This window comes from candidate division WOR-3 bacterium, assembly GCA_039801365.1.
Taxonomy (GTDB): domain Bacteria; phylum Hydrothermota; class Tepidihabitantia; order Tepidihabitantales; family Tepidihabitantaceae; genus JBDRUN01.
In genome coordinates, this window is sequence record JBDRUN010000012.1 from 17,477 (window position 1) to 38,376 (window position 20,900).

15 protein-coding genes are annotated in these 20,900 nt (G+C 58.6%); 4 read left to right on the top strand and 11 right to left on the bottom strand.

The annotated features are described in order from the left end of the window. Positions 1-17: 17 nt before the first annotated feature. The 11 genes from ABIL25_03110 to ABIL25_03160 all read right to left on the bottom strand — a co-directional run bounded on the left by ABIL25_03110 (position 18) and on the right by ABIL25_03160 (position 16,722). The gene (locus ABIL25_03110) at positions 18-2,573 is read right to left on the bottom strand and encodes a T9SS type A sorting domain-containing protein (GenBank protein MEO0081267.1); all 2,556 of its coding nucleotides are present in this window, start codon (positions 2,571-2,573) and stop codon (positions 18-20) included. Positions 2,574-2,652: 79 nt separating this feature from the next. Next, positions 2,653-3,570 (bottom strand): ERCC4 domain-containing protein, encoded by a 918-nt coding sequence (locus ABIL25_03115; GenBank protein MEO0081268.1) that lies wholly within the window; start codon positions 3,568-3,570, stop codon positions 2,653-2,655. Between the two features lie 153 nt (positions 3,571-3,723). After that, a complete protein-coding gene (locus ABIL25_03120) occupies positions 3,724-5,538 on the bottom strand; it encodes a glycosyl hydrolase (GenBank protein ID MEO0081269.1) in 1,815 nt (604 codons plus the stop codon). Between the two features lie 115 nt (positions 5,539-5,653). Continuing rightward, complete coding sequence (locus ABIL25_03125) at positions 5,654-6,901, bottom strand: L-rhamnose isomerase (protein ID MEO0081270.1); 1,248 nt, start codon at positions 6,899-6,901, stop codon at positions 5,654-5,656. Between the two features lie 4 nt (positions 6,902-6,905). Next, entirely contained in the window at positions 6,906-8,393 is a 1,488-nt protein-coding gene (locus ABIL25_03130; protein MEO0081271.1) for a rhamnulokinase family protein, read from the bottom strand. Between the two features lie 1,209 nt (positions 8,394-9,602). Beyond that, positions 9,603-11,033 (bottom strand): glycoside hydrolase family 5 protein, encoded by a 1,431-nt coding sequence (locus tag ABIL25_03135; GenBank protein ID MEO0081272.1) that lies wholly within the window; start codon positions 11,031-11,033, stop codon positions 9,603-9,605. A gap of 9 nt (positions 11,034-11,042) precedes the next feature. Continuing rightward, positions 11,043-12,698 (bottom strand): xylulokinase, encoded by a 1,656-nt coding sequence (xylB, locus tag ABIL25_03140; protein MEO0081273.1) that lies wholly within the window; start codon positions 12,696-12,698, stop codon positions 11,043-11,045. A gap of 160 nt (positions 12,699-12,858) precedes the next feature. Further along, positions 12,859-13,488, bottom strand: coding sequence for a hypothetical protein (locus ABIL25_03145; GenBank protein ID MEO0081274.1), 630 nt, complete (start codon positions 13,486-13,488; stop codon positions 12,859-12,861). Positions 13,489-13,515: 27 nt separating this feature from the next. Then, entirely contained in the window at positions 13,516-14,160 is a 645-nt protein-coding gene (locus tag ABIL25_03150; GenBank protein ID MEO0081275.1) for an ORF6N domain-containing protein, read from the bottom strand. 31 nt (positions 14,161-14,191) lie between these two features. Further along, positions 14,192-15,358, bottom strand: coding sequence for a TIM barrel protein (locus ABIL25_03155; GenBank protein MEO0081276.1), 1,167 nt, complete (start codon positions 15,356-15,358; stop codon positions 14,192-14,194). 188 nt (positions 15,359-15,546) lie between these two features. Then, positions 15,547-16,722: an MBL fold metallo-hydrolase gene (locus ABIL25_03160; GenBank protein MEO0081277.1), complete on the bottom strand. Its 1,176-nt coding sequence runs from the start codon at positions 16,720-16,722 to the stop codon at positions 15,547-15,549. Positions 16,723-16,845: 123 nt separating this feature from the next. On the opposite strand from ABIL25_03160, the gene ABIL25_03165 reads away from it, so the two are divergent. The 4 genes from ABIL25_03165 (at position 16,846) to ABIL25_03180 (ending at position 20,772) form a co-directional block, all read left to right on the top strand. After that, a complete protein-coding gene (locus ABIL25_03165) occupies positions 16,846-17,904 on the top strand; it encodes a Xaa-Pro peptidase family protein (protein MEO0081278.1) in 1,059 nt (352 codons plus the stop codon). 177 nt (positions 17,905-18,081) lie between these two features. Next, a complete protein-coding gene (gene efp, locus ABIL25_03170; protein MEO0081279.1) occupies positions 18,082-18,639 on the top strand; it encodes an elongation factor P in 558 nt (185 codons plus the stop codon). A gap of 90 nt (positions 18,640-18,729) precedes the next feature. After that, positions 18,730-20,067, top strand: a complete 1,338-nt coding sequence (accC, locus tag ABIL25_03175; protein MEO0081280.1) for an acetyl-CoA carboxylase biotin carboxylase subunit — start codon at positions 18,730-18,732, stop codon at positions 20,065-20,067. 3 nt (positions 20,068-20,070) lie between these two features. Further along, positions 20,071-20,772 (top strand): 2-phosphosulfolactate phosphatase, encoded by a 702-nt coding sequence (locus ABIL25_03180; protein MEO0081281.1) that lies wholly within the window; start codon positions 20,071-20,073, stop codon positions 20,770-20,772. Positions 20,773-20,900 lie beyond the last annotated feature (128 nt).

Consider the following 20,900-nt stretch of genomic DNA (forward strand, 5'->3'; position numbering starts at 1 on the left):
GTGCGCCGGCTGCCCGGCTATCTGGCCAACAAGAGACGGGCGATGAGCTCCCGGCCTGGCAAGTTGACGCGGATGAGGTACACACCGCTCGGCTGGTTCCGCAGGTCGAGCATAGTGCCAAGCTCAAAGTTACCGGTGACCGGTTGCTGATTCAGGACACAGCAGCCCGATGCGTCGTAAACTCGGACAGCTTCAGGCCGAGTCACTGATTCCCTGAATCCGCGGATTCGTAGAACTGCGAAATCGGTAGCAGTCGGATTCGGATAGACTTCGAGGCTCAGAAATGCAAGCTCCTGTGTTTTCCCGCCGACTCCGGTAAGCGGATTCCGGGCAGCATAGATGTTCCAGTACCCGCGGCGGTCCGATGCCCACGCGGTCCACACCTGACCGGAAGTATCAGTACACACTGTCACGTCATAGTCGTTTGCCGCATCGTTCGTAACCGGGGTGGGCTCGGTCCAGCCGTTGGAGTAGCGCGACGTGTAGATGTCCCATGGTCCATTCCTTCGGGACTGCCACGCGACCCACACGGTGCCATCTGGAGCTGCAGCGATGTCGGGCAGCAGGTCTTCGGTGGAGTGGGCGCAAAGCGGAGCAGGTGGTGTCCAGTTTGAGCCGTCGCGGCAGGAAAAGTAGATGTCAGCGTCATTACCCTGCCACTTGTGCCACACAACCCAGACGCGGCCGTCCTGGTCAACCACGGCACGTGGATGAGCGTTTGCACCGGTCGAGTCCAAGTCAAATATCGGCTGCCAGCCGCTATTGTATGTGCGGCCCTGAATGCGCCAGCGACCACCGGTCAGTGAGGACCAGAACACCCAGGGATGATTGTCGTGGTCAACGGTGACGCAGGGGTCAATCTGGTCCATTGAGTCCGAGGTCAACCGAACGGGTGTGGTCCAGGTGCCCGCATTGTCCGCATAGGAAACCCAGATGTCGCCTTGGCCGTTGCGCCAGGACTTGAATGCGCACCACACCCGGTTGTCGGTGCCGGACGCAAGCGCCGGTTGCACGTCGTGATAACCGGCCAGGGGGCCGATGCGCTGAACCGAAGACCAGGCATTGTTGTAGTAATATGTACTGAAAAGCTGGAAATGGTCATATCCGCTTGAATAGTCGCGGAAGCTCTGCCAGGCGACCCAGAACCGACCCGCAGCGTCGGTGCAGCAAGAAGAGAACAGGTCATAGTACTCGTGCCAGGCAATGGATTCGGGCTGGGTGAAGCTCGTGCCATTGAAGGAAGAGAAAAAGTTGTCAGATCGGACCTTGCGGCCAGAGTCGAATACGACCCGGATTCGGCCTTGGGAAAAACCGATGTCCGGTCGGCCGTTCACGAAGTTCGAGTTCTCGACCGCGTACTCGGTCCACGTGAGTTCAGCTGAACCGTTGCGGCTGAACTCCGGCGGATGTGCCACCGACGACCCGGACCGTCTGACCTTCAGTGTCGGGTCGCCCAAGAGGCAGGTCCCGAGAAATGATGCGTAGTTTGAACGGTGCCACTTGAGAAATGATTCTCCAAAACAGGAGTCGTGTGCCAGCGCACGGTACACGGTTGAGAGGTCACTCACGCCGTACATCAATTCGGCCGAGGCGATGACCGCAAGACCCCAAGGCCGGGCAAACAGATACCAGTTGCCGAGGTTGTCGAGTTCGGTGTAACGACCGCACATGCAGGCGTTCAGGAAGTAGAAGGCGGCCTTCGGTTCAAGGGCCGGGACCTCGAAGTTGAAGATCGAACCACCGCCCGGCACCTCCCCGGCTAGAAAGAAAGTGTGTACCCAGGGTGACGAATGAGCAATGATATGTACGAACTCGAATCCCAGCGCAAGCTGGCCTTTGTAGTGGTACGCGGTGGTAGTGTTCTCGTCGTTGAATATCGTAATATCCGAGTAAAGGTTGGACATGCCGTGGTCATTCGGGTACCACGTAACCTCGTTATAAACCAGTCCGCGTCGCGGTACCGGTAGCTGGCCAGTGCGGTAGGCATGGTTCCGTTGGAAAAACGAGCGGATGACACGCACTTCGCCGTCATAGGTGAGGCGGGACGCATAGATGCGACCAAGCCAGATTTCGGGTGCGCGGTTACCAGAGTGGGTGTCATACTTGCCGTCTCCGTCTGCGTCGGAGAAAACGCCGTCAAGGTCGGTGAAGAACAGGTCAAGCGGAAAATCCTCACCCGAATTGGACGATTCCCACCACGCGACCGGCAGGTCCCCGACCATTACCGCACCAACCAGACCGGAATCGCGGTGAACCTGTAGGAGCTGCCTTAGGTTCGCCGGTCGGCCGCCGGATGTGGCGACGAGCTTGGTCGAGAAACCTTCGCTAGTCAGGTCAGAGAGGTAGGTCGAAATCTCAGTTGTCAGACTCTGGTACAGCTCGGCGTTGACGAGTACCAGAACTAGGCGGGCATCGCCGCCGGTGCGCACAAGGCATGCAGAGCGGAACGGTGCGTCAATCTGGGTGGCGGCGAAGTCCTCGTACGCAGTCGGCTTGCGGCCCAATGGGTCGTAGTATGGAATCGGTTCAGGTGCCTGTGCGACGATGGTTAGCAGCAAGAGAAATGACGACATCCTAACCTCCTACGTAGCCGCTACGTTTCTTAGCCGGCTTTGTCTGCTTCACACCTAGAATGCTAGGCCAAACTTCGGTTCAGTCAACCGCTCGGTCCGAAGTTGTGACCGGCGGTCCTTCGAGCCGGGCGATACTGGTGAAGTACCGCTCGACCCACTCGGCTGCGAACCTGCGGTTTGAACAGAAGGCAATCTGAAGCCCGGGAAACCCGGTTGAGAGCTCAGCAATGACATCGGCCACAAGCCCGGCCGAGTAGAACCGGGCCTTTTTCGGATTCACGAGGTCGGAATAGTTGGCCTCGACAACAAGGGCACAGTGAGGATAGCGTGCGGTCATTTCAAGAAGGCGGGCACGCAGGACCTCGAGCGTACCGATGTCAGCCAGGAACTGGTCCCGGGTCTTGCGTTCCACTACCGCGATGATTTCACCGGATGAGTTCTTGAGCGCGTAGTCGCCGACCGGCATCGTTTCCCGCACGACTTCGTGCCGGGGAAAGCGGTACCCGTAGCGCTCGCGGGAATCGCGGACAATGGCGAGGTCAGAGGTCTTACCACGCGTTGATAGATAGGCGCCACCACGGCGGACCGTGGCCGACGACTGGGTTATCCAGAATGTCTGCTTATAGGTCTTGCCTGGTGTGGTCTTGGATTGCTTCTCGACGGTCAGAAACCAGGAGCGTTTACGAATCTTCCGGTTGAGAAGCACGGTCAGCTTGCGGCCGTAGCGCTTTATGAACACGATGCCGCAGGAATCGACCGGTTGCTGGTCGAGTGGTAACTGCTCCTCGCTTACGTCAGGCCGGGCTAGACAGAAGATGCCCTTGCCCGGACCAGGCCACTTGTCCTGTACGTCAAAGCAGAGGAAGCGGCCGGGTTCCTCTTCGATCAACAGGTGATAGGGAAATCGCTCGTGCTCAGTCCTGTACAGAAGCCAGCGCAAACCGGGCGGGGCAGGCATGTCGGCAGTTGCCACGAGGCAGGATAGCAGCTCAGACATCGGCGTCAAGCGCTAGGGGTACGGCGCGTTCAGATACTGGTCACCTGGCGGCTAGCCTGTTATTCACTGGTACTTCAACGTAGGAGACGGTTATCCCTAATTCATTTTGCCGGCGAGCAGGCCGCAGACGAGAACAGGTTACTGCCAGATCGTTCAGTCTATGACGGGTGGAACGTAATCCAGATTTTCGAAGCCCGGAGCTCCGGACTTGGAAACCTTCAGTAGCAAGGATTGATGAGGGGCGAATCTAAGTTCCAGTTCCTTGGAGGTCTGGAGTTTGATGCTGACGGTCACGGGGCTACTTGCGTCCTTGTGTGCCTGACCATACTCAAGCGGGTAGGTCAGGTTCCGGGAGCCCGGGTTGGCGAAGAAGATGAGGCGGTCGCCGTCAATCTCCCGGCACCAGTAGTCGATCAGAATATCAGTCTCAACCAGTGGTCTTGAGCGAACAACGTGCTTGAAGTCAGGACTCACATTGGGCAGGGACACAAGCATACTGAGCTGGTGATAGTAGTTTCCGGTCTGCACGTGACCAGGTTGTTTCGGTTTCTGCTTCAGACATACAGGTAATCCCTGACGGGCCAGGCGCAGGATGTCGTCCAGTGCTTCTGAGTCAAGCCACTCGCAGTCAAGGTAGAGTAGACTGAACGTAGCATCGCCACAGAGCAGTCTGTGTTTCTCGTACCTCGCATTTTTCAGGAAGTGGTGCGACACCCACAGCGGGTGAAAACCGGTCAATTCTGCCGGCGGTCGCAGATAGTGCATCTCCCAGTGGTACTTCGCACTCGGCTTCTGCAGTTTCTTCGGCAGTTCGCCCAGCATCAGGTTGTCCTCAAGTGGCAGATAAACAGCGACGTCCGAATAGGTGCGACCCTGTTTCATCAGGCGGCACACCTTTTCCATATAGGCATTGAATGCCGGCAGGTGAGGTGCGAGCGCTCCGTCCGGCCCGACGTGGACCGTGGCATAGAAGCGATGTGGCTGGTATGGCATTCCGTGCCAGAAGATGTGATTGATGCCATTGGCGAACAAGGCGTCGGCCAGGAGTTTCAGATCAGCCACCTGTTCTTTGCCTTGATGTTGTCCCGGACCAGGCCAGGGAACCCAGCCGTAAAGGCAGGTGAATGCCTCGGCCGAAACAACTGGCTTGCCCGTAAGTGTGGCGGCTGAAGCAGGGATACGGGAGAACTCCGGGTCGAAAAGAATCGCCTCTGACTCTGGAACGTCCACCGCGGCGTATGCGGCCAAGAGATCGGTAGGAGCACCATGACATTGTACCCGGGTGAAAGAGCCCAGCCTGTGGCTGACTTCCGTGAAGGGCCGATAGAAACTTTCGAGTACATACTCGGCGATGAGCTTGCGGTAGTCGTATCTGATGCCCGGATGCTTGTCGAGCTCAGGCATGAAGGGTTCAACGTCGTAGCCGTACTTCGCCTGGAATGATTCGCCGAATCCTTCGGTCCACAGTCCTTCTGTTTCCACTTCCCAGGAGTCGCAGAACAGAGCCGATCGCGAACCCTTGAGGGCTTCGGCCAGAGCCGAGCTCATTCGGGCCGAGTAGCGCTCGATCGCTTCTGCGCTGAGGTGGTTCAGAATCCGACCTTCGACCGGCAGTTCCCACGAGCGGCCCAGCTTCTGTTTAGACGGGCCGGCAAAGGTCTGCGAGGCATCCTCGGGTGCGATGAACGAGCCGCCGAAGGGCCAGAGCGTGCCGAAGGTGAAGTCACAGCCCAGGCCGATGGAGTCGCAGTAGTGCTTGGCAAGAGCGACCTTCTGCGACCATTCGGGGCTGAGCCAGTCCGGGCCGCGCGGCTGGCCAGGCAGCGGATAGACAAAAGCGAGTTCCACACCACCGAAGCCGTTGGCCTTGGCCCAGTCCAGTTGGCCGCGGATGTCTTCATCCTTCAACTCGACGTTGAACCACCACCAGCGGGTCCAGGGCTTAGAATCGGAGTAAAAGTTCACCACAAAGACACCAAGAACGAAGAGAGCAAGGAATCCGAGAACCAGCGAAGGGACTCAGTTCTGACATCTTTCTTTTGTCGGAGCGTGAAGCATGAGGCGTGAGTTGTGGAGCTTGATGTTATCCACGCTTGCTCTGTACTTCCCGTTCGTACGTCCGTACTTCGTTCAACCAGTCCATGCCCACTGGTACTGATTGCCGGCGGCAGAATTCGTCCCACACAGCAGGCCAAGGCATGGCTTTCAGCTGTTCCAGCAGTGCGGAGCGGCCAAGGTTGTCGCTGGCGAGTTCTGCCAGCCGTGCCTGTGGTTCGAGCAGGGCTAGAAGCAGGGCCTGTTGCACGGCACGCGCGGCCAGAACCAGAGCGCCTACCCGGTTCAGCGAGGCATCGAAGAAGTCGAGTGCGATGTTGAACCGTCCCATGCCGCAGCGGACAATCTCCTGTGCCAGTTCGCGCAACTGGTCATCGAGCACCGGCACGTGGTCAGAGTCCCAGCGCACGCCCCGGCTGATGTGGAGAAGAAGGGTATCTGTGAACTGGAGCAGGGCAGACAGTTTGTCGGCCACTGACTCCGTGGGGTGGAAGTGGCCGGTGTCCAGACACAGGATAAGGCCGCGCTTGAGGGCGTAGCCGTAGTAGAAGTCGTAAGAGCCTGTTACGAACGATTCCGAGCCGATGCCCCACAGCTTGGACTCGACCGAGTCTCTCATTTCCTCTGCCGGGTAGGACCTGGCATATATTTCTTCTAGGGAACGCAGTAGTAGTGCCCGGCGTTGGAACCGGTCAGCTGGCATATCTTTCTGGCCATCAGGAATCCATAGATTATGGAGGCAAGCAGTACCCAGACTACGGCCAATGTACGCGCTGATTTCGCGGCAGGCCTGCACGTGTTCTATCCAGAACCGGCGGATTGATTCATCATAGTGTGACAGCGTGAAGCCGGTGGCAGCATGCGCGTGGCCGAACAGAGTGGCGTTGAAGTCCAAGCCGATGCCGCGCTTCTTTGCCCATTCAACCCAGGGCTGAAAGTGCTCCGGCAGAATACGATTGCGGCTCACCAACCGTGAGAACTCGCCGTAGATGGAGTGGAGATTCAGTCGGTGCTTTCCCGGAATCAGGGACATCGCTTGGGCCGCGTCTTGGCGCAGTTCACAGGCGTTGCGGGGCCGGCCCGGGCTGTTGCCGGTCACTGCCAGGCCTGACCCTTCCAGAGAGTGCGACTTTGGCTCGAACCCGGTAACGTCGTCCAGTTGCCAGCAGGGCAGAGAAAGAGATATCTTGCCGAGCTGGTCTAAGACGTCGTCGGTATTGACGCCCAACTCGGCGTAGCGCCCGCTTGCCTGCCGGTAGTCTTGCTCGTGTTTCACTTTCTCACCCTGCTATCTCGCAGAAGCGTTCGTATGCCTTGTCCCATTGCCGGGAGGGTCCGGGTGTGTACTCCTTCACCTTGAACGATGCCCTGACTACCTGACGAATCTCTTGAGGGGACGAAACCAGGCCGAGTGCCATCGCCTGAACCATAACGTTGCCGATGGCCGTGGCCTCGGCTGGCCCGGCATATACCGGCAAACCGGTGGCGTCAGCGGCCATCTGGCACAGCAGGCCGTTCTTTGACCCGCCGCCGACAATGTGAATCCGACGTATCGGATGCTTGTGAAGCGCACGCAGTTTGTCCAGTACCCAGCGGTACTTCAGTGCCAGGCTGGTCAGGATGACACTGCCGAATTCCCGGGGCCAGAAGGGCACTTTCTGTCCTGTCTGGTCGCAATAGCGGTCAACGAGCGAAGTCATGCTGCCCGGGTAGGCGAACTGAGGCCAATCCGGGTCAAGAAGAGTCTCTGGGAATGGCTGCCTTGCCACTGCTTTCAGAAAAGAATCGTAGTTTAGCTGGCCACGTTCGTTCCATTCATCCAGACAGCGCCGCAGAAGCCATAGGCCGGTGACGTTCTTGAGCAGACGGAAAGTACCGCCGATGCCGCCTTCGTTGGTGAAGTTGTGCTTGAATGCGGCCTCGCTCGTGTTGGGTCTTGAGGTCTCCACACCAACCAGGGACCAGGTGCCGGAACTGATGTAGGCCCAGTCATTACCTTGGGCAGGAATGGCGGCAACTGCGGCCGCGGTATCGTGACTCGTGGTAGCGACAACCGGACAGCGGGGAAAACCGGTTTCCTCGCACACTCTGGGCAGGACTTTGCCGATGATGCTGCCCGGGCGGACAACTCTCTGCATCAGCTTCACCGGGACACCAACAGCCTTGAACAGCTCGCCGGCCCACTCTTGCTTGAATGGGTTGTAGAGCTGAGAGGTAGTGGCAAAGGTGAATTCGGTTGCTTTCTGGCCGGTCAGAAGGTAGTTGAACAGGTCGGGCATGAACAAGAGGTCGCTGGCGACATCCAGGAGCGGCGACTTCTCCCTGACCATCGAGTACAACTGGTACAAGGTATTCACGTTCATGAACTGGATGCCGGTCAACTCGTAGATGCGTTGCCTGGGTACGAGCTTCTGGAACTTGGGAATCATTCCTCGGGTTCGTGGGTCGCGGTAGGAAAAGGGCAGGCCGAGGATTGAGCCGTCGCTCGCCAGCAGCCCGAAATCCACGCCCCAGGTGTCAATGCCGATGGTCTGGAGCCGGGTGCGGGCAAGCTTCGCGTAGGCCCGCATGGCCTGCTTGATTTCCTCATACAGATGCCAGATGTCCCAGTACCAGTGTCCGTGCACATTGACCATACGATTGGGGAAGCGATGGATTTCCTCTACTGCCAGCTTGCCGGCTTTGAGAGTGCCGGCGACTGCGCGGCCTGACTCAGTGCCGAGGTCAATAGCAAGGAAGCGGGTCTGCGGCTTGCGGCTCGATTTCACGCGCCTATTGTAGGGCCGGAAACGCGTGCGTCAAAGCCTACCGATGGAGAGGAACACTGATGCTGGAGCGACGAGAACACGAAAGACACGAGACGGACGATGGGGAAAAGTGGACACAATACTGATCAAAGATGCGTCGAGGTAGGAGGACAACCCTAAACGCTGAGCACTGAGCGCTGAACCGGAAGGGTCGAGGATAGAAGAGGGGAGGACTGAAGGGAGAAAAGAGAACGTGTTGAGTGGTGAGTCCCAAATGCGGAGCAGTGCGTTGTGGTTGCCCATGCAGAACAGGCTCCTTGGCCGTACGCAGACGTCAGAGCTGCGGGCCCATATGGCTCCGCCTTTAGCACCATGTCCTTTGAGTGGATAGAAGTCCGCAGTTCGGGATGCTTGTAGTGCTGGGTGGGTTGGCATCAGTGTCTTGGAGGTTGGAATTTCGTGTACTTTCAGCTTCCCGATGCCTTTGCAAGAAATCGCAGTTGAACTATTCGTGTGTGCGGGGTGTAAGGACTGTGTTTTCAGCAGGTTGGGCAGAACTCTAGGGCTGATAATTCAAGGGTAGGGGTCGCTGGGGGGGGGGGCGGCTACCCCAAGGCATCTTCGAGTTTGCGCCAAGTTGTGGTAGTGTTGGCAGATAGCCTTTTCAACTCAGTCCGGGCTACCCATACTGTTCCGGCCTGGACTCGCTCCACAGGTAGTCGGTTCTGGTCTAGGCCTTGCAACCGGTCTTGTGCACCAAGGTGTGATGGGTGTAGTCGCCGGACTTGTAGCAGAAGCGGTGCCTCATTCTGGTGACGTTCAAGCTACGGGGCCTCGGACCGAACCCCAGGCAGGGCCATGGTGAGAAGCAGACCGTGGAACGCAAATTACTCGGATTACGGCGCGTGAAGAGAAGGTCCGGGCAATTCTGAACGACGAGTGCTGAACGCGGAGCGAGAAGGGATTGGCGGGGAGTGGAGGGCAAAGACAGGGGAGCGGACTGAGCCTATTCGGGTTCGAGGCTGTCTTTGGACAGTATCCAGTTGGCGAACGGTATGAAGCAAACGGGGTTCGACCTTCCCGCAGTGAGATGCATTAGCGAACAGATTAGGAAGGTCCGGCCATTCTTCAGCCGGGTACGCTACCACTATCTTCAGAATGGCATCGTGAATGATGCTATAGCTGATTCTGAGCCGAGGCTTCGTCTGCAATGCTTGCAGCCGTGGCGCATCATGGGAGCGAGAGGTGTTTCGACAACACCTTTTTCAGCCCCTGGTTGATGCGGCAGTTGGGGAGCGCGAAGGACTGCATAGTCCGGTCGAGCTGGGCCTCGGTCATTCCCTTGAAACAGCGGGCGTAGAGCGGTTGCAGGAATGCGCCGGTGAAGTTGCTGAGTAGAGACTGCTGAACGTAGAAGCGGAACTGGGCCGGGTCAACGCCTGTTTCCGGCAGTCTGGCCAGAATCGCGTCTGCAAGCCTGGCCGCCTGTTTCTGCACCTGAGTCTGCGGCTGGTTGGAGACCCAGCAGTCGGTACCAAGTTCTCGCTTGGCCTTGAGTACCGGTGCTATAGTTCTGGCGTAGTCTGATTCCGGATCAACAGTGGCAAGGCCCATCATTCCCATATCTTTCCAGGTCCAGATTGTCCAGTCCACCTGTGCCTGTTCGAATACGTCAATCTGGTCGTCCAGAGCCCGCAAGCGGTCAGGGACTTCTTCGGCTTTGCCGTCCAGAGCCGCGCCGAACTCGCCCACCCAGAGCGGAACACCGTGCCTGCGGCAGAACTGCGTGCCTTCCTGCTCGGCGAAGTTGGAAGCGATTGCTGTCTTGTCCCAGCGAGCGCCTTGGAATTCACCGGGGTACGGGCCGATGCCAAGGCAGGGCCGTATGTAGTTGTGGCTGGAGTAGACCAGGTTGTCGGCAAAGGGTGCATCCATACCGGTGAACAGCACCGAGAATTTGTCGCCTTCAAGGAAGATAATATGGTTCGGGTCAATCCTGCGAATCGCCTCGATGGTTCTGCGGTTGAGGCGGTTGAGTGCGTCCCAGTTGGACTTGTAGAGGAAGCCAAAGAAGCCCCAGGGCACGCCGGTTACAGGCTCGTTCATTATGTTGTATCCAGCGATGACCGCCTCGTCCTTATAGCGCCGGGCGAACTCCTCCCAGAGTGCAACGAAGCGGTCCTGGAACTGCTTGTGCGACCAGATAAGGGTCAGGCGTCCGTAGTGGTCTGAGTGCCAGTCAGGGTCCTGCCAGCCGGGAACCGCGTGCATATCCAGGATGGCGTACAACTCGTGCTTGCGGCACCAGGCAAGCACCTGGTTCAGCCGGTTGTATCCCTTTTCCAGCCAGACGCCCGGGGCCTCGTCCGCCTCAAAGTGACGGTAGTTCAGGGGCAGGCGCACAACCGTGCAGCCCAGTTCTTTCATCAGCTTGATGTCGTCCTCGGCTAGGAAGCAGTCAAGCATTCGGTCCCAGAAGAACTCGGCTTTGGCCGGGCCGAGTTCTTCAGCCAGCGCGGCGCGGAGCCCGGACTCGAACCCGGGGTAGCCGTTGATGAAGTTTTCCGAGTTCATCCAGCCGCCCACTCCGAATCCGCGCAGGCGCACTTTCCTGCCTTTCGCGTCGACGATACTTGTGCCTTCGACCTTCAGCATGTCCATATGTTTCTCCTAGTGTCGCCCGGCCGCATCGGCCAGGAGCGCGAACTCGTCCTTCAGTTTCGGGTACAGCGCACGGTAGCGCTGGTAGTAGTCGTCGTAGGCTTTTCGGTCCGGCCCTGGCTTCGTACTGCCTGTCTCCCGTATGGTGCGGGCGCAGGCTTCCTGAGCAGAGGCATAGGTGTCCGTACCCACGCCGGCGAGCAGGGCCGCGCCAAATGCAGCGCCTTGTGTGATGTTCACGGTCACCACTTCTGCGTTGAAGACATCGGCCATTACCTGACGCCAGAACGCGGAGCGGGAACCGCCGCCTGATACGCGTATGCGGCCGCAGGCCAGATTGTGTTCGCACAGTAGTTCCAGGCAGTCGCGCAGGCTGAAGGTAACTCCTTCAATCACGGCCCGTGTCAGGTGGGGCAGGGAGTGGCGCAGAGACAGGCCGAAGAACACGCCGCGGGCATTCGGGTCTGGATGCGGGCAGCGTTCGCCGGAAAGATAGGGCAGGAAGAGCAGGCCTTCACTGCCGGCCGGGATTCGTGACGCTTCTGCCGTCATCAGGTCATACAGGTCCGGGCCGGATTGCCCATCAGTAGATTTCGCAGATTTCACAGATTCGTGTTCGGTTGTCGAACACCCCCTTCCTTCCATTCCCTCCCCCTTCAAGGGGGAGGGAGAGGGTGAGGGTGCGGCAATCTGCGTAATCTCTGGATGCAGTTCTGTTCTTCGCCAGAGCGTATCCCGCAGCCAGCGCAGGCTGCCTCCGGCAGAGAGTGTCACGCCCATCAGATGCCATCGGCCCGGTGCCGCGTGGCAGTAGGCGTGCATTCTGCCAGTCTTATCCGGCCGGTAGTCGTTTGTGGCGGCGAATACCACTCCTGAAGTGCCGATGGTAACAGAGACAACGCCCTCATCTACGATGCCAGTGCCGACGGACTGGGTGGCCTGGTCGCCCGCGCCGACGACCACGGGTGTGCCAGAAAGCAGTCCGGTTTCTTCTGCGGCCTGCGCAGTGATGCGGCCGACAACTTCGTGGCACTCGTGTACTTTCGGCAGCCAGTCCAAGGGTATGTCCAGCAGACCGACTACTTCTTCCGACCAGGCGCGCCTGCCGGTGTCGAGCAGGTTCGTGCCTGACGCGTCGGCCACGTCAATCGCATACTCGCCGGTGAGACGCAGTCGGACGTAATCCTTTGGCAGTTGGATGTGCCGCGCCCGGGCATAGACGTCAGGTTCGTTCTCGCGCACCCACAGAATCTTGCCCGCGGTGAAGCCGGTCAGGGCAGGTTTGCCGGTGATTGTGATGATGCGGTCCAAGCCAACCCGGCGGTTGATGTCCTCGCACTGCTTGGCCGTGCGCTGGTCGTTCCACATTATGCAGGGCCGCAGTACCTTGTCCTTCTCGTCCAGCAGAACCAGCCCGTGCATCTGGCCTGTCAGGCCGATGCCCGCGATGTCCTGCGGCTTGAACTTGGACGAAGATAAGACTTGTCGGACGCTTCGGACAGCCGCCTGCCACCAGTCCGCCGGATCCTGCTCGGCCCAGCCGGGCCGTAGTGTTGCCATCGGGTACTCGGTCGTGTGTTCGGCGAGCACGTCGCCTGGGCTGTCTATCAGCACCGCTTTGGCACCGGTGGTGCCGATGTCAATGCCGAGGAGAAGAGGCTTCACGCTACACGCCCCATACACAGGTCATCTTCATCCGTGCCCACGATCTGGCCCTCTCATCTCTGTCAGCAGCAACGACTTGATGGGAACCGCCGGGTAGAAGACTGACCTCACTACTCGGCGTCTCGGAGAATATCATTGGGATTGACGAGGACTGCAGGAATCAGAATCCAACCCCGGAGTCCATGACTAGCCTGTCCAGCTCGGGCAGGCCTATGAAGGAGATGAATCTATGTTTTTCCGCCCACGTCACGTATGGATTCGCCGCGAAGTCACTATGGCCTATCGCGTGGTGTGTTCCGCCCCGCGACCCCACGCCGACACCGAGGTAGTAGAAAGCGGACCTGTCGCCTCCAAACTTCTTACCATTGCTCACCAGCATCGCTGCGGTGATAGCTGACAGGATTGAGTTCGTATCCATTCCGTAACCCTTCACCTCTAGCAGCACGTATCTTCCGTCTTTCTTTCTGAAGCATGCATCGCACTTAGCCTTGAAGGGTATGTCGTGCTCCGCCGTCCTGTCTCTCAACTCATCACCCTGACACAGAACCCACCCTGTCTTCTTCTCCAGCCAATCGCGCAGCACCTCGTCGAGCGGAATCCTGCTGCCCGTGGATCTGCGGCTACGTTGGACTAGTTCGAAGTACCTTGACCACAGAGCGTTAACCACCTCATTGTTGGGCGAGGCGTCATGCACCTCGTCGAAGTGCTGGAATCCGCAGCCGTAGCAGCGCGGATCGAGCTGTTGCTCGCATTTCTCTGCGAGACTGCAGTTTCCACTGGTGGTTACCATCACTTGCCTCCTTAGACTGCTGTAGGATTACTCACGCTTCTCACCCCTTGAACGACGCTGGCGAGTGGCGATCGCGCGCTCGCGGGCGATGAAGTCAGAGCCGGGGCCGGTCTGGTCAGGGCCGAAGCCGTCTGGGCGGAAGCCGATGCGGCCTTTCTTCGGTTCCGGCGGTTGCATCAGCCCGCGGATGGCGTCGAACACGACCTTGAACTGGACGTTGTACTTCTTCTCCAGTTCGTCCAGCCGTCGGGCCAGGCCCGCGTTCTCGGCCAAGATGCGGCGGAGCCGGACGAAAGTCCGCATTATCTCGACATTCACTTGCGCCGCACGTTTGCCGCGAAGCACGCTCGACAGCATCGCCACTCCTTGTTCTGTGAACGCGTAGGGTGGAGCTCTTCTTGCCCCACCCCAACTTGAAGTCGCAATTTGCGACTTCAAGATTCTCCGTTCGCCCGGCGTCAGTTGGAACATGAAATCTTCGGGGAAACGCTCGGCATTGCGCCTCACCTGTTCGTTCAGACGGCGGGCTGGCACGCCGTAGAGTACGGCCAAGTCGGAGCTGAGCATCACGCGATGTCCGCGGATGACCAGTATGGCCTGCTCTATGCGGCGGACCGGAGCCGACGGCAAGCCTTTTTCGCCTTCGGGCGCCTGGCCTATTCCGTTCTCCACGCTCAACTTCTACTCCGAACTGTGCCGAATTTCAAGCATCGGAGCGAGTGTCCCGTCTCAGTGGTTCCAGTAGCGATAATCGTTCCGGGTGAGCCGCCCTTGCACGCACCAGATACGCCTCCAGCCATCCGCGTGCCTTGTCGGGATTGTTGGTCGCGTACACGATGGACTCATGGTCGAGTTCGTTGATGCGGTCATTCGCCGCGCGGAGGGCATCCATACTGATTTGCAGTGCAGTCTCGACCGGCATCCGCTCCGGGTTAATGTCTATGCCGAACCAGCCTCGATAGCCGTGCATCTTGAGTACGTAGAGCAGGGCTTCCATCTGCTCAGGGGAAATCACGCCCACGTTCAGGTCCTGGTCATAGTTGCCCAATGGCTGGCTGTTCAAGTGCATATGGCACAGGCGGCCTTCGGACAAGGGCCACGAGTAGGCATAGGGCAGGTCTTCGCAGGCCATCAGCGCGTGACCGACTTCAGGATTGAGGCCGACAAGCGCGTGTCCCTCAACCAGCAGTTGCTTGTTGTCCTCATTCGTGAGCAATTCCTCAACCTGGTGGCAGAGGAGCATTCCTTCAGGCGTTGTGCCGTAGATGATGTGGCCGCGGGGTTCGTAGGGCTTGGGCTCGAACGCCACACGCACGCCCGGTACCGCGTCCATCGCTTCGGCCAGTCCTTGCGCGAAGCGGTCACGCATAGCCGGGAAGTCAATGCCGAACGGGTTCTCGTACCCGTCTATGCCGGGCCAGACAACCGCGAACTCCGTGTCGAACTCGCGGTCCATCACGAACGCCCGCTTGGTGATTTCTATCGCTTTCTGCCGGGCCTTGGGCAGGGGGCTGGAGAGCGAACCCCATTCGAACTCGGGGTCGCGGAATAGAAGAGGAACGATAGTCACCAGCTTGAGGCCGGTGTCCTTGCAGAACTTCCTCCACAGTTCTGCGTTGTCTTCATTGATTTCGTTCGGGTAATGAGCCTCAAGGCCGCCGAGTCCATAGTCCTTGAGCTTGGCCGCGATGTCCAGCCGCTGACGGATGTCCAAGTTCGGTTTGTACTTCTTATGGAACCGGCTGTCTGAAGGCGAGAAGAACCAGATACCGGCTGAGAACTTCAGTTCAAGCTCGAAGCTCTTGAGATGCTTGACCAGTTCATCCGGGTTGCGACGGGTTGCCTGGGAGCGCAGGTCGGGTAGCGGCATCGTGGACCTCCAATGCGTTGCTCACTACGGTAATTGTAGCGGGAGCAATGAGGAACACAAGCCGGGGCAGAGTGCGGAAGAGCGGCCCGGGTTGAGCATGTGGTGAGTTTCTGACGTAAGCGAACGTAGGATCGAGTATAGACTGGGATTCGCAGACACGCAGAGAGTCGCAATGAGTCAGCCGCGCGTTAGCGGACGATGACAACTTTCGTCACATCCGCTAGTCTACGTTCAAGGCCGGGTGTCCGTTCCGACCCGCCAACTCTCATCCCTGCATAAGGAAGAGAGTGGGCTGGCGCGGTGACGGCGAAGTATATGCCGGTCGGGAGTCGGGTAACGTCGTTTGTGCCCGGCCGGAGTGTGAGAGCTTTGCGGCCCGATGAAGTCAGTAGTAGGTAGTGAGCAGAAAACAGTGAAGGAGGCAGAAGGAGCTTGCCACGACAGATTGTTGGGCCAATGTTCAGCGTCGGCAACTTGCCGCCTTCTGTTTCCGCAACGCCAACTTTGCACTCAAACGTATCGTCTTCGATAACAAAGCTTGATCCGTTAGTCGTGATAACGATGTCGCCGTCCACTGCGCGGCCGCGGCGGTCTGCAGTCTGGTATACCGGGCCATAGGAACGCAGCCGGCTCACGACCCCGGGGTTCGGATGGCCATAGTCGTTCTTGCCGCAGGAAATGACCGAAGCCAGGGGAGACAGGGTTGAGCAGAAGTGCGGGTTCGAGCTGTACTCACTGCCGTGGTGATTGACGCGCAGGACCTCCACCGGCCCGATTTCAGGCGCGACCGAGGTTTCGATGTCGCGGTAGTACGGAGTGCTTTCGCCGCTAAGGTCGCCTGATATCGAGAAGTCGAACCGGCCGTACGAGATGCGGAGTGCGATTGATAGGTCGTTTTCGCTCCAGGGCGGGTCGGTGAACGGCTCGGTGAGCTGGTAATTGCCGTTCAGGCCGAGGCAGGTTGCGATCGCACCGGCACCCAGGTCCAGCACAATGTTCTCGGTAATCGTCCGCCGTTTGGCGCCTGCAGCTTGCACATAGTCTTCATAGGCACTGGTGCTATAGGACCACCCACGGTCAAACACTGCCTGTTTGATAGAGTCTTGGCCGAGTCCTGATATGACCTCATCGAGACCGCCGATATGGTCAGCGTGGTAGTGAGTGGCGACGACCCAGTCGAGGCTTCGGATACCGAGGCTGTCGAGCCACGGGAGGACCTTTTTGATGCCAAGACTATCGTAACCGGCGTCGATGAGCATAGTCCGACCTGTCGGCGAGACAACAAGCGTCGCATCGCCTTGGCCAACGTTCAGACAGTGAATCTGGAGCACGCTGGCAAGCGACATACCTGCGGTGAATAACACCAAGAGTGCTGTTTGTCTCCGATGAAGTTGGTACGATACCACGAGCTATTATATCAATTCAGCAGGCTCGAACAACCCGCGCTGCCTTGACTCAAGCAGGCCTCGGCAATAGAATCCGGACGCATGAGAAAACGCATTACTGCACTGCGTCGGCTGATGGCCAAGGAAGGTTTATCGGCGATGCTCGTTTCCGACCTGCCTAACGTTCGGTACCTGTGCGGTTTCACCGGCTCGAACGGTGCGCTGCTTGTGACCCAAAGGAACGCTTGGTTCTTTACCGATTTCCGGTACAAGGAGCAGATGAAGCGCGAGGTGCGCGGATGCCGGTGCGAGATGCGCAAGCGCGACCTGTACGCCGACTTCCCGACCAGACACCTGAAGGGAATCAAGAAGCTCGGAATTGAAGAGGCCTATCTCAGCGTGTACCGCTTCAATCTGCTGAAGCGGCAGCTTCGGAAGGTCAGGTTCGTACCGGCCAAAGGAATCGTGCTCAGACTGCGCCGCAGGAAGGAGCCGTCCGAGTTTGAACTCATCCGCAAGGCTCAAGCCGTGACCGACAGGGTTTTTCGCGAAATCATCGCCCGGCTTCGGCCGGGGATGGTCGAGCGCGACCTTGCTGCAGAGATCGAGTTCCGGTTCAGACAAGCAGGCGAGAGCGCGTTCCCAGCAATCGTAGCTTCCGGGCCGAACGCAGCCATGCCGCACGCCGAACCATCGAGGCGCAGGTTGCGCTCAAGAGATGTGGTAACTTTCGACATCGGCTGTCGGTATCAGGGCTATTGCTCAGATATGACCCGAACGGTTTTTCTGGGGAAGCCGGAGCCAGACTTGGCTCAAGTCTATTACATTGTGCTTGAGGCACAGAAGCGAGCGCTTGATGCCATACGTCCGGGTGCGAAATGTGCGGAGGTGGATGCCCGAGCCCGGGATTACATCAGGGGTATGGGCTATGGCGAGTGTTTCGGCCACGGGCTTGGTCACGGGGTCGGCATCGAAGTGCACGAGCAGCCCGGGCTCCATGCTACTGCCAAGGACCGACTTGCCCCGGGTGACGTGGTTACGATCGAGCCCGGCATTTACATCCCCGGGCTGGGCGGAGTGCGCATCGAAGACATGGTGTTGGTGACAAGTGACGGCTATGAGAACCTGACTAGGAGCCCGAAGCGGCTAATTCAGCTATGAACACAATACGTCGAGGAGTCAAGTGGCCAGTTTCCAATTCCCAATGACCGGGCAAGGCTCGGTGTCGACACTGCTTGGATGCCGGAAGAGTATGTGCGTCGGTTGGGCGACCAAGACTGTATCGGTAGTAATTGAGAGATGGAAGCTGGCCGCCAATTACTTTTTTCAAGGAGTTAGATGATTACCCCGAACGATTTTAAGAATGGTACGCTGATAAAGTACAAGGGCGAGGTTTACTCGGTCGTGAGCTATTCCAGGACCCGTACTGCGCAACGTCGTGCCCGGGTGCTGGCCAAAATCCGGAACATCAAGACCGGCGCTCTGCTGGAGGAGAGTTTCGAGTCCGAGACCAGACTTGAGGAAGCTGAGTTCGAGCAGCGTCGGAGTCAGTACATGTATTCGGACGACCTTGGTTTTCACTTCATGGACCTTCAGAACTACGACCAGTTTACTTTGAGTGCTGAGATCATCGGCGACAAGAAGATGTACCTTACCGAGAACGCACAGATTGACGTCCTCTACGTCGAAGGTCGGCCGGTGGATGTCCAACCGCCGATGTTCCTTGACCTTGAGGTCGTTGAGACTGACCCGGACTACCGCGGAGACACTGCGACTGGCAGCGGCAAGCGGGCAGTGCTTTCGACCGGCATGGTTGTGAATGTTCCGTTCTTCATAAAGGTCGGTGACAAGGTGCGAATTGACACCCGGACCAACACCTATGTCGAAAGAGCGTAATAAATAAGATGGAGCAAGGGACTTCAGAGGCAGGGCGTATAGGGGCAGAATCCCGGAATCTGGCCGAGTTGGAGTCCTGAGGCCATTTTCATGTTCAAGAAGGTGCTGATCGCGAACCGGGGTGAGATTGCCCTCCGCATCATTCGCGCATGCCGAGATCTGGGTGTCCCATCGGTCCTGGTTTATTCCGAGGCTGACCGCGACTCCCTGCCGGTACTGCTCGCTGATGAAGCAGTGTGCATCGGCCCGGCACCGGCCCAGGACAGTTATCTGAACGTTTCGCGCATTCTATCCGCCGCAGAAATCGCCGGGTGCGATGCGCTCCACCCAGGGTACGGTTTTCTCTCAGAGAGCCCGGAATTCTGCGAGGCTACTGAATCCTGCAATGTTACCTTTATCGGCCCACCTGCTTCGACCATGCGTCTTCTTGGAGACAAGATCGAGGCCCGCAAGACCGCAGCTCGAGCCGGCGTGCCGGTGATTCCTGGTTCTGGAGACGAGGTGCGGGAAGCAAAGGACGCAGTCCGGCTAGCGAAGGACCTCGGCTACCCTGTTCTTGTCAAAGCTGCGGCTGGCGGCGGTGGCAAGGGTATGAGGGTTGTCCGCCGGGAGAAGGATATGGAGAGTGGATTCCGAATGTGCCAGGCCGAGGCTAAGGCTGCGTTCGGCAGTCCCAGGGTGTATCTTGAGAAGTACCTTGCTGACTGTCATCACATCGAGATTCAGATTCTAGCCGACCGACATGGTCGGGTTGTCCATCTTGGAGAGCGCGACTGCTCGGCTCAGCGGCGTCACCAGAAGGTGCTTGAGGAGTCGCCGTCGCTTCTTGTTGATGATGCTCTGCGCGACCGACTTGGAGCTTGGGCAGTCGCCGTGGCCCGCGCCGCCGGTTATGTGAATGCCGGTACGGTGGAGTTTGCAATGGACAAGGAGGGCAACTGCTACTTCATGGAGATGAACGCCAGGCTTCAGGTTGAACATCCGGTTACAGAAATGGTAACAGGCGTTGATATCGTGTGTGAGCAGTTGCGCATCGCGGCGGGCGAGAAACTGGAGCTGGGTGCCGATGTCGCCCGGCCCCGGGGCCACGCCATCGAATGCCGGATATGTGCTGAGGACCCAGACGCGGGCTTTGAGCCTAGCCCAGGACTTGTTACGGAACTCCGCCTTCCGGCCGGGCCCGGCGTCCGGGTTGACTCATACCTGTTGCCGGGATACCGGGTCCCGCATCAGTATGACCCACTTGTCGCAAAGGTCATCGCTTGGGGCGTGGACCGGCAGCGGGCAATCGCACGGATTTCCCGAGCGTTGGCCGAAACCGAAATCACCGGTATCACCACGACGACCGTTTTCCATCGCCGTCTGCTGCGAAGCAGTCGTTTTTTGCGCGGCAAAGTCACGACCGCGATGCTGGATGAGGAAGTGTAGTCCATGAGGGTTGACGTTCAGCCAGTTGTAGCGCAGTTGACCGGGTTGGCTGAGCACGGCACAGTTGTTGTTATTGACGTTTTCCGGGCAACGACGACCATCACCACCGCGTTGGCCAATGGCGCTAGGTATGTGTTGCCGGCGGCTGACGTTGAGCAGGCCCTCAAGCTGTATGAGCCCTATGAAGAAAGTGAAGCAGTGCTTGGTGGAGAGCGAGAAGGCGTCAAGATTCAGGGATTTCATCTTGGCAACTCACCGGCTGAATATAGCCCGGACCGGGTCAGAAACCGCGTCATTGTCTTCACCAGCACGAATGGCAGCCGGACGATACTTGCCTGCAGGGACGCTCGTAAGCTATACCTTGGCTGCTTTCTAAACCTCTCCCGTGTAGCTGATGAGCTTGCCAGTGATGAGGAGGTCACGCTCGTCTGTGCAGGCGATAACGGTCGTCTGAGCCTCGAAGATTTCATCTGTGCCGGCGGCATCGTCGCCCGGCTGGCACGTTCGGCCGAACTGTCCGATTCAGCCCTTGCCGCCAAGCTCAGTTACCAGTCGGTACGGACTCGGTTGGTCAAGACCCTGTGTGTGACCGCGCACGGCCGCGAGCTGACTCGTCTCGGGTTCCGGTCCGACATGGAGCAGGCGCTTCGACTGGACGCGGTTTCGGTCCTGCCCCGTCTCACCGAGGGCCGCATCCAACTCTGACTCAGCCAGGGTAGTGTCAATTCTTTTGTGTAACTTCCGACTGGCATTTTACGCTGCCGGCTTTCTTACCTTGGACTTGGCTCGACAGCGACACTTGCGCCCACAGCGCTGCTCCCACCGTTTGTTCG

Excerpts from the sequence above, each read along its gene's own strand:
- ABIL25_03155 (MEO0081276.1), bottom strand. The coding sequence starts at position 15,358 with ATGCCGCTACCCGACCTGCGCTCCCAGGCAACCCGTCGCAACCCGGAT.
- accC (MEO0081280.1), top strand. The coding sequence starts at position 18,730 with ATGTTCAAGAAGGTGCTGATCGCGAACCGGGGTGAGATTGCCCTCCGC.
- ABIL25_03145 (MEO0081274.1), bottom strand. The coding sequence starts at position 13,488 with ATGGTAACCACCAGTGGAAACTGCAGTCTCGCAGAGAAATGCGAGCAA.
- ABIL25_03135 (MEO0081272.1), bottom strand. The coding sequence starts at position 11,033 with ATGGACATGCTGAAGGTCGAAGGCACAAGTATCGTCGACGCGAAAGGC.
- ABIL25_03110 (MEO0081267.1), bottom strand. The coding sequence starts at position 2,573 with ATGTCGTCATTTCTCTTGCTGCTAACCATCGTCGCACAGGCACCTGAA.
- efp (MEO0081279.1), top strand. The coding sequence starts at position 18,082 with ATGATTACCCCGAACGATTTTAAGAATGGTACGCTGATAAAGTACAAG.
- ABIL25_03180 (MEO0081281.1), top strand. The coding sequence starts at position 20,071 with ATGAGGGTTGACGTTCAGCCAGTTGTAGCGCAGTTGACCGGGTTGGCT.
- ABIL25_03165 (MEO0081278.1), top strand. The coding sequence starts at position 16,846 with ATGAGAAAACGCATTACTGCACTGCGTCGGCTGATGGCCAAGGAAGGT.
- ABIL25_03115 (MEO0081268.1), bottom strand. The coding sequence starts at position 3,570 with ATGTCTGAGCTGCTATCCTGCCTCGTGGCAACTGCCGACATGCCTGCC.